We start from the raw sequence: 13,197 nt of genomic DNA, 5'->3' as shown, positions 1-13,197 counted from the left end.
TGGGGTATTTTGTCAAGAAGATTAATGTTAAGTTTTTTTGATCTTAACGATTCTTTTCCTAATTTGCCCACACTAGCAAGAAAAGTTGACAGACAATGGCGGGAAATTTTCTACTAGGGAGCTAATCGGGGTTAGGGTGGCGAGCAGGGAGAAAATTAGTTAAGAATTGTTGCCAGTGGGCGAAATCAAGATTTTAAGTCGGTTCAGTACGGTAAAATCGAGAAGAATTTCTCTTAATCAGTGAAGATGAAAGCCAGTTCACTCGTTTTTAGTCTTGTTTTAGGAATCGCTGCCAGTACATTAACCAATAGTTTACCCGAAAATTTGACTTTCAATTCTCGGAAAATATTGGCTCAAGATCAGGCTCCTTCCTGTCCCCTTCCTCCAGATCTTGCCATCACTTTTCGCAATAGTGAATGTCAGGCAATTACCCTAGAAAAACCCCAGACTTTCTTCCGTTATTATAGTGACGAAAATTACAAAAAAGGTCGTTTTCTAACCACGGATCAATATACCACCAATGTGGAGGTGATCAGAAATTTAGCCCTCGATCAAAAGTGGAATCCTCCCAATCAAGCGACTAAAGTAGTATCGGTGACTTTACCTGCGGGAACAACGGTTTATCAAGGAATTGTTGCCCCCCAGAATCCGGCTGATTGTTATCCCGGTGGTGGTCAGCAAACTTTTATTAAAGACTCGCGAGATGCCAATATACAATGGGGAGAGGGGCGAGCAATAACGGTTACATCTCTTTCCTGTCGCTAGAATATTATGGAAACGAACATGAGGGAATTAGTTCAATCAATTGACCAAGCTATTACCGTGGCCGAACAGATGCGGAAAACAGAAATATCAACTCGGATTGAGGGTTTAATTTCTGTCCTGAAAACCATCAAAAGTCAGGCGTTAGCTGGTCAATTACCACCGTCTCAAGGCATTGTTACCCTAGGATTAGCGCGAGAAGTAGCTGATTGGATCGATTCCCTCGATTCTCCTTTATTGAAAGCCGTGGGTAAAGTGGAAAGAGAATACCAAAAATATTAGGAGTTGTCGGTTACAGAACTTAGAATTAACCGAGAGCGATCGCAGTCTATCTCGATCTGATTTTTTAATCGATCGAGAGAATTAAATTTCTGTTCTGGTCGCAGAAATTGCACTAAATCCATCGTTAAAATGCGATCATATACATAGCCCGACCAATCCAATAAATGGATTTCCACACTGATAGTTTTTCCCTCGATCGTGGGACGATAACCGATGTTCATAACTGCCGGTAAGCGAGAACCATCGAGATGCACCCAACCGCAATAAACCCCCAGTCGCGGCAATAATTTATCGGGAGGAACCTGTAGATTAGCGGTATGAAAACCTAATGTTCTGCCCAGCTGTTGCCCGACGACCACGCGACCGGTTAAACTATAGGGACGACCTAACATTTGCCCGGCTTGCTCAACGTTTCCCGCTGCCAAAGCTTGACGAATTAGGGAACTACTAATCCGACCCGCCCCACAGTTTTTTAAACCAACAATCTCGACTTTAATATTAAATTGAGAGGCGATCTGTAATAAATCTTCGGCTGTACCTTGACGACGATAACCGAAGCGGAAATCTTGACCAACACTGATCGATTTAGCCTGTAATTTTGCTACTAAAATCTGTTCGATAAAAGCCAAGGGAGTCAGGGAAGCTAATTGAGCAGAGAAAGGCAGTAAAACTAATTGTTTAACGCCTAAATTCTCTAAAACCTCTACTTTTTCCCCTAGAGGAGTTAATAACTGCCATTTTTCCCCCGTAAAAAATTCCCGCGGGTGGGGAGTAAAACTAACAACGGTGGGATAAGCGGATTCATCCTGAAAAATTGGCTGTAGGACGGTTTGATGACCTAGGTGCAAACCATCAAAGTTACCAAGAGCGATCGCACTAGGGGCTAAAATACGGGTATTAGGGGAATCTACAATCCACACGCTGGCTTTAAGAACAGATACAAGAGAACAATTCAAGCGATTAATCTTGAGTGTAGCCTTTTGATTCTATATCAATCGGGCGATCAAGCCAAAAAAACACCCCCAATCCCTTGGAGGCTTTTTCAGAGAAAAATAACTGTCATTAACCTTCTGCTAATTTCAGATCCCGCAGGGCGCTAATATCCACTTGAATCGATGGCCCCATGGAGGAAGAAACGTAAACTGTGCGCCAGTAACGCCCCTTGGCCCCGGAAGGCCGGTTTCTGTCCACCGTTTCCTGTAAAGCTTTCAAATTGACTAACAGATCCTCAGCACTAAAAGAAGCTTTACCAAATTGAACGTGAACGATCCCAGTGCGATCGGCCCGGAATTCTAATTTACCCGCTTTAAACTCAGAGATCGCTCCCGTTAAATCCGTGGTTACGGTTCCCCCTTTCGGTGAAGGCATTAAACCCCGTGGACCGAGTTGACGACCTAATTTAGCCACCTTCGGCATCATATCGGGGGTGGCGATCAAAACCTCGAAATCCATCATCCCCTTGGCGATTTCTTCGATTAATTCTTCCGAACCAACGATATCGGCCCCGGCGTTGTTCGCTTCCTGTACCTTTTCCCCGCGAGTAATGACCGCTACTCGCACCGTGCGTCCGGTTCCTTTGGGTAAACTTACCGTTGTCCGCAGTTGTTGGTCGGTATATTTAGGATCGATACCTAAACGAATATGAGCTTCGGCGGTTTCGTCGAATTTCGCCGTCGCTAATTCCTTTAATAATGTTAGTGCCTCTAATGGCTCGTAGGCTTTATTTTCTACCTTAGCCTGGGCATCTCGCAAACGTCGTGAAACTTTTTTTACCATCTGATTTGTTGCTCCTTGGGTAATAACGAAGCTGGGCTTCTCCCCGTAATAAAATTTAGTCTGAGATCTTGACACCCATATTTCTGGCCGTTCCCGCCACAATATTCATGGCCGCTTCGATGTCGTTAGCGTTAAGATCGGGCATTTTAGTTTGGGCGATTTCGCGTAATTGGTCCCGGGTAATGGTGGCGACAAATTTCTTGTTGGGTTCGTTGGAACCTCTTTCCACGCCGGCTGCTTTGCGGATGAGAACGGAAGCGGGGGGAGTTTTGAGGACAAAGGTAAAACTCCGATCCTCAAAAACGGAGATTTCCACAGGGATGATCATCCCAGCCTGATCGGCGGTTTTAGCGTTGTAATCTTTACAGAACGCCATAATATTCACCCCGTGTTGACCTAAAGCAGGACCCACCGGAGGAGCAGGGTTAGCCTTACCGGCAGGTAAAGCTAGTTTAATAATTGCGACGACTTTTTTAGCCATGATTTAGTTTTGTTTTTCGACTTGATTAAATTCCAATTCGACCGGGGTATCCCGACCAAAAATGGAGAGCAGGGCCTTGAGTTTGCCGCGCTCGGGACTAACTTCGATCACTTCCCCTTCAAAGTCCTTAAATGGACCGGATAGAACCAAGATTTGATCGCCAACTTCCATATCGATTTTGACGACGGGTTCTTGAATCTGAGCTTGTTTGAAGATGCGATCGACTTCTGACATACTCAAGGGTAGCGGGGTGACGTGACCGCGGCCGCGTCCGTAGTGCCGTTTTTGTTCGGCCCCGACAAAGTTGATCACATGGGGGGTGTTTTTCACCACCTGCCAAGCATCATCATCCATGATCATTCTGATCAGGACATAACCCGGGAAGACTTTTTCCTCGCCGTGTTGCCGTGAACCATCCTTGCGGACTTTGACGGTGGCCGCTTGGGGAATCTGGACTTGTAGAATGCGATCGGCCACATCGAGGGTGTGGATGCGCTGTTCCAAATTAGCTTTGACCCGTTTCTCACAACCGGAAGCCACCTGCACGGCATACCAACGGGGTTTTTTCGGTAGGCCGCTAAGATTGAGTTCTTCGGGAAACTGCTCTTCTTCTAGATTCATGGGAACACCTTCCCCGCACCCCAGGCAAAGAATTTATCGATTAGATAGATGAGAGTGGCTACTAAAGTCACCATTAACATCACCGCCGCTGATTCACTCAAAAGTTGCTGACGGGAAGGCCAGACGACTTTGGCGAGTTCTTCTTTGGTTTCATTGACGAATTCCTTGACCTGAAAGGAGCTTCCCTCTTTCTTGTCGCTCGCGTCTTTTTCTAGGGTTTCTTTTTTGGCCACGATCGCTACTCCTTAAAATGATACTCAAGCTATCCTTAACTTATCATTTTCACCGGACAACCCACACTAACCCCCAGACATTTAGATTATGTCCTTTGCAATTATCGGCTTGGTGATTACCAAACGCGCCCTGGAGGACTTGAACCCCCGACATCAGGTTTTGGAGACCTGCGTTCTACCAACTGAACTAAGAGCGCCCATTCGCTAAACTATTGGGCTTTTTTAAGGCCTTTATTTATTATAGCGTAGTTGTTGGCGATTAAGCAACTTTCTTGGTTAGGCTGTCGCCGGAAATTTTTTAGAGGGGGCGATCGAAACGTTCTTGGACCCTGGTGGCTTTGCCAACCCGATCGCGCAGGTAGTAGAGTTTCGCCCGGCGTACTTTACCACGACGGATGATCTTGATATTGGCAACCCGGGGCGAGTGGAGCAGGAAAACTCTTTCTACTCCCACACCCTGGAAGACTTTGCGTACTGTAATCGTTTCGTTGATACCGCCATGGCGTTTGGCGATGACAATACCCTCGTAGGGCTGAATCCGCTCTTTATCTCCTTCAACGATTCGCACCCCTACCCGGATCGTGTCACCGACATGGATAATGGGCAGATCGCTCTTGAGATACTCGGCTTCGATTGATTTGATAATCTCTTCCGTTTTCATCGGCTTTCGTAAAACTGACAATTTACTATCATACCATATTTTTTTAAGTACAGCCTTTCTCGTCTAAATGAAATATGCTCTAAACGGGATTAGGGACTTGCGCTTTGATAATGTATCTTTTGGGCGAACGCAGTTCGCCCCTACATTGTGGACAAAATCCGTTACTGTAGAAGTGCCAAGAACCTGCGCCCTCCGATCGCTCAAGTGTGCTGATCACCCTAAGTAGGGGGAAGTCCTTCGAGAGTCCCCGCAGCTGAGGGACTTACGCTTTGATAATATGCTATCTGGCTGGTCTGATTTTTCTACAGAGCGATTTTCTGGCTGGGATATTATTCCCAAGCAAGTCCCCCACGTCCAGCTTATAGTAGTAGCCAACAACCCCGACGAGCAAGCCATTTGCGCCCAATACCTGCGCCATAATCGCGTCAGATACTTTGCTTTGATCTAAGATTGAGTCAGCAATATCTAATTTGGAGTCTCAGGCAATGGAACCGATTTCTCTAATTCTCGCTGCGTTGGCTGCTGGTGCGGTTGCTGCTGCTAAGGATACGGCAGGAACAGCCGTTAAGGATGCTTATGAGAGTTTAAAAGCGTTGATTAAGAAGAAGTTTGCAGAAAAAGGGAAAACAGATGATAGTGATATCGTCGATAAACATGAGAAAAAACCAGATTCAGAGGGGGTAAAAACACTGCTCAAAGAAGAGTTACTTGAAGCAAAAATTGATAGAGATGCAGAGGTTATTAAGACAGCAGAAGCATTACTTAAGCAATTAAAACCTGAAGAATTTGCCGCAGGTAAGTATAATATTAATGTTGGTGGTGATATTAAAGGAATGGTGGGAGATGGTACTTTTAAGGGAATTGCAGGAGATATTAGTGGTGGAGATATTAGTCAGAAGATTAATTAGTTAAGAATTATTTAGGAGGGAAATTTATGTCAATTACTGTTGAGGTAGAACTTAAAGATTTTCTAATTCAAATCAATCAAAAGTTAGACAATCTTCAAAAAGATGTTACTGATATTAAGATTGAACTTAGTGAAGTTAAAGGTGAAATTAAGCGTCTGGAGGGAAAAATTGATGGTGTCGAGAAGCGTCTGGAGGAAAAAATCGATGGTGTCGAGAAGCGTCTGGAGGAAAAAATTGATGGTGTCGAGAAGCGTCTAGAGGGAAAAATTGATGGTATTGAGAAGCGTCTAGAGGGAAAAAATGATGGCGTGGAAAAGCGCTTAGAGAATCAAGAGTTTGTCAGTCGAGGGATTTTAGTTGCTTTAATTGTAACGATTTTAGGCGGTTTGGCTAAATTGTTTGGTTTAGTAGGAAGTCCTTAAAGATTTCTAGTTTTAAAACTGCAATTTAAAGTTAACTTTAAGAGAATAATTTTGGGGTAGCAAAAATGACTGATAAAAGTTATTATTCAGAAATAGGGGGTGATGTTAAAGGTCTTATTGGTGATGGTGAATTTAAGGGAATTGCGGGTGATATTAGTGGCGGTGTAATCAATCAATATATTATCACCCAAAAGTCAGGAGTTGAGATTCAAGCTCAAACTTTAATTACGGGTTCACCTTATTTGGGTTTAAGGAAGTTTGAAGTAGATGACAAGGATAGGTTTTTTGGGCGAGATAATTGGATTATTGAGTTAACTGATTATTTAAAGCAAAAGAATGTTTTATTGCTTTTAGGTGCGTCGGGAAGTGGTAAGTCTTCTCTCGTGCAAGCGGGTTTAATTCCTAAGTTAAAGGATAATTTTGGCGCGAATAAATTGGTTAATTTAACTTTTGTTCCTGATGTTAATCCCTTTGAGTCTTTTTATGGTTGTCTTTTGGCAAATAGATATAAACAATACCAAGCGAAATTAGCACAAGCTGTTAAGGAAGATACTTTAATTAAGGTGGTTGAAGGATTAAAAAATAATTCTGATTTATGGTTTATTTTTATTGACCAATTTGAGGAATTATTTACTCGTACACCGAAGACAGAAAGGGATATTTTTATTAAAAGTTTGGTTAATTTAATTGAAAAGAATGATAGTTTAGTTAAAATTGTGATGACGATGAGGGCGGATTTTTTAGATAAATTAAGTCCTTATCCCAGTTTAGGAAAAATCCATGATCAGTATAGCAAGATGTTAACGGATATGGACGAAAGTGAGTTAAGATTAGCTATTGCTGAACCGGCGGCGAGAAATGGTGTAATTTTTGAAAAGGGATTAATTAATCAAATTATTGCGGATTTTTATGAACAGGCCGGCTCTTTACCTCTGTTACAATATACATTAGATTTATTGTGGGAAAAAAATCATATTCAAGAGCGGGTTTTAAATATTAAGATTTATCAAGATATTGGTGGGGTAACGGGTGCGCTAGAAAAACAAGCGGATAAAATTTATGGTCAATTTAATGAACAGCAACGGAAAGCAGCAGAGGAAATTTTTCTAGAGTTAATTAGTTTAGAAGGGGAAAAAGCGGTTAGCAGAAGGGCGGATAAATCGAGTTTTGAACAGGAGGAAATGCAAAGGGAGGTTCTCTATCAATTAATAGATAATCGTCTTTTGGTGAGTAAGGGAGAAGACGGGAAAGCAACGGTTGAGGTGGCACATGAAGAATTGTTGCGGTGTTGGCAAGTGTTACAGGATTTAATTCGAGAAAAAGAGGAGATAATTGTTCTGAGAAGTCGTTTATATGCTGATGCAAAACAGTGGGATGATTTACAGAAGCAAGATGCAGTAAAAGCGAGTAGTGAGCTTTGGGGAGGTTCTAAGTTGGCTAAAATTGTTGAGTTTCAAAAGAATAATTCTCTGCCTAATTTAGAGGCTGTGGCGACAGAGTTTATTAAGGCGAGTATTAGTCAAGCTGAACGACAAAAAAATGAAAAAATTAGAACAGCGCGAAGGATTGCGGCGGTTTCTTTGGTGGCGGTGGTGATTAGTACGGGATTGGGTTTAATGGCGTGGAAACAAACACAACAAGCGGAACTCAATCTGGCAAATGCTCGCGGGTTTTCTTCCTTGTCTTTGTTTGTTCAAGGAAAAGAATTAGATGCTTTCGTTGAAGCAATTAAAGCAGGAAAAACCTTGCAAAAGCAACACAAATATGACAAGGAGGTGATGAATACCTTACAAGCACTTCTCAACTGGAAAAGTGAACGCAATCGCTTAGAAGGGCATAAGGACTTTGTCACAAGCGTTAATTTTAGTCGCGACGGCAAGACTTTGGTGAGCGGTAGTAATGACAAGACTATCAAACTCTGGAATGTAGAAACAGGCCAAGAAATCCGCACCCTCAAGGGGCATGATGACTTTGTCCAGAGTGTTAATTTTAGTCCCGACGGCAAGACTTTGGTAAGCGGTAGTAGGGATAACACTATCAAACTCTGGAATGTAGAGACAGGCCAAGAAATCCGCACCCTCAAGGGGCATTATAACTGGGTCAATAGCGTTAATTTTAGTCCCGACGGCAAGACTTTGGTGAGCGGTAGTTGGCAGACTATCAAACTCTGGGATGTAGAAACAGGCCAAGAAATCCGCACCCTCAAGGGGCATAATATCACAGTCTATAGTGTTAATTTTAGTCCCGACGGCAAGACATTGGTGAGCGGTAGTTGGGACAACACTATCAAACTCTGGAATGTCGAGACAGGAACAGAAATCCGCACCCTTACGGGGCATAATAGCCCTGTCAATAGCGTTAATTTTAGTCCTAACGGCAAGACTTTGGTGAGCGGTGGTTACGACACTATCAAACTCTGGAATGTCGAGACAGGAACAGAAATCCGCACCCTTACGGGGAATAATAGCATAGTCTATAGTGTTAATTTTAGTCGCGACGGCAAGACTTTGGTGAGCGGTAGTAATGACAACACCATCAAACTCTGGAATGTAGAAACAGGCAAGGAAATCCGCACCCTCAAGGGGCATGATAGCGCTGTCATAAGCGTTAATTTTAGTCCTGACGAGGGCAAGACTTTGGTGAGCGGTAGTTATGACAAAACTATCAAACTCTGGGATGTAGAAACAGGCAAGGAAATCCGCACCCTCAAGGGGCATGATAGCTTTGTCCGAAGCGTTAATTTTAGTCCCGACGGCAAGACTTTGGTGAGCGGTAGTGATGATAACACTATCAAACTCTGGGATGTAGAAACAGGCGAAGAAATCCGCACCCTCAAGGGGCATGATAGCTTTGTCCGAAGCGTTAATTTTAGTCCCGACGGCAAGACTTTGGTGAGCGGTAGTTGGGACAAGACTATCAAACTCTGGAATGTCGAGACAGGAACAGAAATCCGCACCCTCAAGGGGCATGATAACTGGGTCAATAGCGTTAATTTTAGTCCCGACGGCAAGACATTGGTGAGCGGTAGTTATGACAACACCATCAAACTCTGGAATGTAGAAACAGGCAAGGAAATCCGCACCCTCAAGGGGCATGATAACTGGGTCAATAGCGTTAATTTTAGTCCCGACGGCAAGACTTTGGTGAGCGGTAGTTGGGACAAGACTATCAAACTCTGGAATGTCGAGACAGGAACAGAAATCCGCACCCTCAAAGGGCATGATTGGTTTGTCAATAGCGTTAATTTTAGTCCCGACGGCAAGACTTTGGTGAGCGGTAGTGATGACAAGACTATCAAACTCTGGAATCTTGGGACAGACTGGGGTTTAAGTGATTTAATGGAGCGTAGTTGCGATTGGGTGCGGGCTTATTTGCACAATCCTAATTCTGGTGTCAGGGAGGAGGATAGGGGTTTGTGTGATGGGATTGGGGGTAAATCGTCAGTATCAGGATTTTGAGGATTAGAGGATTTTCAGGATGCTCAATCTTAAAAGATTGTCAGGAGTTTCCAAGTAAATAATCCAGTTAATCCTAAAATCCCGTTAATCTTGGTTTAGACTTCTTTGTGAGGATACAGAAGGATTATAGGGCGATGCAGAAGAGTTGTAGGACAATACAGAAAGATTGTAGGACAATGCAGGACTTAAACGCTTTAATGGGGCGTAGTTGCGATTGGGTGCGGGTTTATTTGCACAATCCTAATTCTGGCGTTAAGGAGGAGGATAGACATTTGTGTGATGGGATTGGTGAGGAGAAGTGATAATATAGTTACATATTATGGAGATTTAGAGAAGAAAATGATCTTACTCAATTATTGTGAAAAAGCTTTACAAAAAGCACAATACAAAAGGCTAAATGACGGTACTTGGTTTGCTGAAATAGAAGGCTTTCAAGGCGTTTGGGGAAATGGATTGACCGTTGAAGAATGCCGTCAAGACTTACTAGAAGTTCTAGAAGAATGGATCATTTTAAAATTACAAGATGGCGACCCTTTACCTATCATAGATGGATTAGAAATTAAAGTTACAACAGTTGCAGAAGTTTAGTTATGCCATCAGCAATTTCTCGCAGAAAATTAATCAGAAAATTGAAAGCTTTAGGTTACACAGGGCCTTTTTCTGGTAGTAAACATCAATTTATGAAAAAGGGTCAACATAAAATTCGCATCCCTAACCCTCATGGAAATCAAGAAATCTCTACAGATTTAGTTAAGGAAATTCTCAAACAAGCGGGTATTAGTGATGAAGAATGGGACAACAGTTAAACAGTATTGGTTATATATTTAGGATTTGATCTTTATGATTCTTTTCATATCGCTTGCGCTGAATATGCTAGAATAGACGTATTGTTAACCACCGATGACAGATTACTGAGAAAAGCCATAAAATACAGTAAATTATTGCAAGTAAAATTAGCAGAATTAAATATCTTAACCAATTAAAAAAGCGAGAAAGTATTAGCAACCCTTCTCGCTTTATTATAACTAAACCAACGCCTCCACAGCCTGCGGAACTACTGCCGTCTCGGTCGTGGTCGTGGGATTTTCCCCTAGGTAAATTCCCAAAGAACGGGCTGTTTTCACAATAAAACCATCAGGATCCACGGGATAGGCACAGCGATGCTCTTGATGACATTGTTTGATAATTTTGATCACCGGTTTCAGGGGCAAACTACGCACTTGTCCCCCGCGCCAAATCACCACGCGATCGAGTTTTCCCTGTTCAATTAATTCTACGGCCTTAATGCCGAAAGCCGTGGCTAACAGTCGATCCATGGCCAAAGGAGGACGACTTCTTTGCAGGTGTCCCAAAGACATGGCCCGCACATCCATGGAATTGAGATAACAGAAGACGGGATCGGTAACGCACAAAGAGCGAGTTTTGTCAAATATTAATTTTTCTAAATAATCGGCAATATACTTCTCTTTTTGGTTATCTTCGTTCTTAACACCCTCAGAAATCACAATGAGAGCGAATTTACGACCTTGAGCGCGTAATTGTGCCAAATGACGACAACAACCGTCGATAATTTCGGGAGTGAGAGCCGGGGTTAATTCGGGAATAAAAATCGCATCGGCCCCCCCGGCAATTCCGGCATGAAGGGCTAAATGACCGGCATCTCTACCCATCACCTGCACAATCATCACCCTTTCGTGACTAGCGGCGGTAAAGGTGAGATCATACAAAGCTTGAGTAACGATATCGACGGCAGTGGTAAAACCGACTGCCCATTCCGTATAGGGAACGTCATTATCGATGGTTTTGGGAACCGCGATAATATTCCAATTGCCTTTCTGGGCGAGATCGTAGATGATATCGATGCTCCCATCGCCCCCGACGACGATCAGGGCATCTAATCCCAGCATTTCGTATCCTTGCAGGATTTTCGTGGCAATTTCTGGGTTTTCGGGATGTCCTTTGCTCAAAGAACCCAAGACACTACCACTAAGAAACTGCAAAACGTCTAATCCTTTCAAGACCCCGGGTAGGTTATAGCCATGCTGAGTCAGGATTAAATCTTGGGGGTGATATTTTCCCTCGGCAATCTGCATAAAACCGTCGGTCCCGTAGGGAATGCCGTACACATCCCAACCCTTTAGTTTTGATGATTTCACCACGGCACGAATTACCGCATTTAACCCCGGGCAATCGCCACCACTGGTCAGAATACCGATTTTTTTCTTTTGATTCTCGTTCATGGTTATATCCTCCAGGATTTTTTTGTCAGTTATCAGTTATCAGTTATCAGTGATCAGATGTAAGTTTTCAGTTTTCAGTTAAGTAGCTGGTTATAATTAAATTAAAAATCGATTTTAGGTTCGATCCCCCCTGCCCCCCTTGATAAGGGGGGTGCCGATAGGCGGGGGGATCCCCCTTGATAAGGGGGGTGCCGATCCCCCTTTAGTCCCCCCTTGATAAGGGGGGTGTCTGATAATTTTTAACGCCTACCTACTTAAGTTTTCAGTTCACTGATTACTGATTACTGATCACTGATCACTGAAAAAAGCTCCCCACTTTCCACTTTTATTTACTGGTGGTTTGAAAACGTTTCCAAACAGGTTCGTAACTTTGCAGAGCTTTCATATACTGTACCCGTTCAAAAGCAGTCGGATCTGGGCAATTCATTTGACTCATACTGCCAATTAACTGCTCGATCGATTCGTACTCATTTTCTTCCAACCAATGCAATAAACCCTGTTCGATCTTGGTAATTTCCTCCAAACCGTGGCGTAATAAAACACTAACTAACATGGTCACTTTTGCCCCCACCATCATCATTTTGATCACGTCGATGGCGTTATGAATACCACTGGTAGCGGCAAAATCCGTCGGTACACGACCGTAAAGCATGGCAATCCAGCGCAGGGGTAAACGCATTGCTTGGGGATTACTGAGGATAATATTGGGGTGAACATCCAAGGTTTCTAAGTCGATATCCGGCTGATAGAAACGGTTAAATAATACCAACCCATCGGCCCCCGCTTCCGCTAATTGTTTAGCCATATTGGCCGTATTGCTAAAGTAGGGACTTAACTTCATCGAGACGGGAATTGATACCTCCGATTTGACAATTTTGAGGATATCAATATAGTTTTGTTCGACGTGATTTCCGGTTAATTCCAGGTCGTTGGGAACATAATAAACATTCAACTCCAAAGCATCAGCGCCCGCTTGTTGAATTTGAATGGCATACTCCAACCATCCCCCAGAGGTCTCACCGTTGAGACTGGCAATAATCGGAATATCGACCATTTCTTTGGCTTTGCGAATATGGTTGAGATATTCGTCGGAACCAACGTGAAAAACTTCCGGTTCGGGAAAATAAGTCAAAGCTTCCGCAAAACTCTCGGCTCCGTGGGTAAAATGATGGTGTAGAGCCAGTCTTTCGTGTTTAATCTGCTCCTCGAAAAAGGAGTGTAAAACCACGGCAGCGGCCCCAAAGTCTTCCATTCTCTTGATATTGTCGATATCCTCGCTCAAGGGTGCGGCCGCACCGATGACTAGCGGCGATCGCAATTGCAAACCCATGTAGGTAGTGTGTAGATTCATAA

Annotated in this window: 17 protein-coding genes and 1 tRNA gene; 9 read left to right on the top strand and 9 right to left on the bottom strand. The window is 43.3% G+C overall.

Annotated features, from left to right (window positions below; translation table 11 throughout):
• The first annotated feature begins 246 nt into the window (after positions 1-246).
• Both ACOCD9_RS07295 and ACOCD9_RS07290 read left to right on the top strand, forming a co-directional pair.
• Positions 247-765 (top strand): hypothetical protein, encoded by a 519-nt coding sequence (locus tag ACOCD9_RS07295; RefSeq protein WP_002761128.1) that lies wholly within the window; start codon positions 247-249, stop codon positions 763-765.
• An 18-nt stretch (positions 766-783) separates the two neighbouring features.
• Positions 784-1,044, top strand: a complete 261-nt coding sequence (locus tag ACOCD9_RS07290; protein ID WP_104395649.1) for a hypothetical protein — start codon at positions 784-786, stop codon at positions 1,042-1,044.
• Here ACOCD9_RS07290 and ACOCD9_RS07285 read toward each other — a convergent pair.
• The 7 genes from ACOCD9_RS07285 to rplS form a co-directional block, all read right to left on the bottom strand.
• Positions 1,041-1,964 (bottom strand): bifunctional riboflavin kinase/FAD synthetase, encoded by a 924-nt coding sequence (locus ACOCD9_RS07285; RefSeq protein ID WP_419546949.1) that lies wholly within the window; start codon positions 1,962-1,964, stop codon positions 1,041-1,043. The two genes, ACOCD9_RS07290 and ACOCD9_RS07285, sit on opposite strands and share 4 nt — an antisense overlap.
• Before the next feature lie 142 nt (positions 1,965-2,106).
• The gene (gene rplA / locus ACOCD9_RS07280) at positions 2,107-2,820 is read right to left on the bottom strand and encodes a 50S ribosomal protein L1 (protein ID WP_194014296.1); all 714 of its coding nucleotides are present in this window, start codon (positions 2,818-2,820) and stop codon (positions 2,107-2,109) included.
• A gap of 55 nt (positions 2,821-2,875) precedes the next feature.
• The gene (rplK, locus tag ACOCD9_RS07275) at positions 2,876-3,301 is read right to left on the bottom strand and encodes a 50S ribosomal protein L11 (protein ID WP_002735897.1); all 426 of its coding nucleotides are present in this window, start codon (positions 3,299-3,301) and stop codon (positions 2,876-2,878) included.
• Between the two features lie 3 nt (positions 3,302-3,304).
• Positions 3,305-3,922, bottom strand: coding sequence for a transcription termination/antitermination protein NusG (gene nusG / locus ACOCD9_RS07270; protein ID WP_287703771.1), 618 nt, complete (start codon positions 3,920-3,922; stop codon positions 3,305-3,307).
• On the bottom strand, positions 3,919-4,155 hold the full coding sequence (secE, locus tag ACOCD9_RS07265; protein WP_002737505.1) for a preprotein translocase subunit SecE: 237 nt from the start codon (positions 4,153-4,155) through the stop codon (positions 3,919-3,921). The genes nusG and secE overlap by 4 nt, the downstream gene beginning before the upstream one ends.
• A gap of 124 nt (positions 4,156-4,279) precedes the next feature.
• A tRNA-Trp gene (locus tag ACOCD9_RS07260) sits at positions 4,280-4,352 on the bottom strand.
• A gap of 101 nt (positions 4,353-4,453) precedes the next feature.
• On the bottom strand, positions 4,454-4,816 hold the full coding sequence (rplS, locus tag ACOCD9_RS07255) for a 50S ribosomal protein L19 (protein WP_002754314.1): 363 nt from the start codon (positions 4,814-4,816) through the stop codon (positions 4,454-4,456).
• Between the two features lie 277 nt (positions 4,817-5,093).
• Between rplS and ACOCD9_RS07250 the strand changes: the two genes are divergently transcribed.
• From ACOCD9_RS07250 to ACOCD9_RS07220, 7 genes are all read left to right on the top strand, one after another.
• Entirely contained in the window at positions 5,094-5,264 is a 171-nt protein-coding gene (locus tag ACOCD9_RS07250; protein ID WP_287765587.1) for a hypothetical protein, read from the top strand.
• A gap of 37 nt (positions 5,265-5,301) precedes the next feature.
• Positions 5,302-5,724 carry a hypothetical protein gene (locus ACOCD9_RS07245; protein ID WP_419546912.1) on the top strand — a complete coding sequence of 141 codons (423 nt, stop codon included), beginning with the start codon at positions 5,302-5,304 and terminating at the stop codon, positions 5,722-5,724.
• 26 nt (positions 5,725-5,750) lie between these two features.
• The gene (locus tag ACOCD9_RS07240; RefSeq protein ID WP_149985906.1) at positions 5,751-6,146 is read left to right on the top strand and encodes a hypothetical protein; all 396 of its coding nucleotides are present in this window, start codon (positions 5,751-5,753) and stop codon (positions 6,144-6,146) included.
• 65 nt (positions 6,147-6,211) lie between these two features.
• Positions 6,212-9,604 (top strand): hypothetical protein, encoded by a 3,393-nt coding sequence (locus ACOCD9_RS07235; RefSeq protein ID WP_419546910.1) that lies wholly within the window; start codon positions 6,212-6,214, stop codon positions 9,602-9,604.
• A 176-nt stretch (positions 9,605-9,780) separates the two neighbouring features.
• Positions 9,781-9,906: a hypothetical protein gene (locus ACOCD9_RS07230; RefSeq protein WP_256378255.1), complete on the top strand. Its 126-nt coding sequence runs from the start codon at positions 9,781-9,783 to the stop codon at positions 9,904-9,906.
• 37 nt (positions 9,907-9,943) lie between these two features.
• Entirely contained in the window at positions 9,944-10,192 is a 249-nt protein-coding gene (locus ACOCD9_RS07225) for a type II toxin-antitoxin system HicB family antitoxin (RefSeq protein WP_002736552.1), read from the top strand.
• A gap of 2 nt (positions 10,193-10,194) precedes the next feature.
• Positions 10,195-10,410, top strand: coding sequence for a type II toxin-antitoxin system HicA family toxin (locus tag ACOCD9_RS07220; protein ID WP_002738249.1), 216 nt, complete (start codon positions 10,195-10,197; stop codon positions 10,408-10,410).
• A gap of 219 nt (positions 10,411-10,629) precedes the next feature.
• Here the strand turns inward: ACOCD9_RS07220 and ACOCD9_RS07215 are convergent, their stop codons facing one another.
• Together ACOCD9_RS07215 and ACOCD9_RS07210 are read right to left on the bottom strand one after the other, a co-directional pair.
• On the bottom strand, positions 10,630-11,844 hold the full coding sequence (locus tag ACOCD9_RS07215) for an ATP-dependent 6-phosphofructokinase (protein WP_419546908.1): 1,215 nt from the start codon (positions 11,842-11,844) through the stop codon (positions 10,630-10,632).
• A gap of 325 nt (positions 11,845-12,169) precedes the next feature.
• Positions 12,170-13,195, bottom strand: coding sequence for a dihydroorotate dehydrogenase-like protein (locus ACOCD9_RS07210; RefSeq protein ID WP_012266602.1), 1,026 nt, complete (start codon positions 13,193-13,195; stop codon positions 12,170-12,172).
• Positions 13,196-13,197 lie beyond the last annotated feature (2 nt).

The sequence above is a fragment of the Microcystis sp. genome, assembly GCF_048564745.1.
Lineage (GTDB): Bacteria > Cyanobacteriota > Cyanobacteriia > Cyanobacteriales > Microcystaceae > Microcystis > Microcystis ichthyoblabe_A.
Note: the sequence above shows the minus strand (reverse complement) of the source record. Positions and strands in the feature narration are given on the sequence as shown.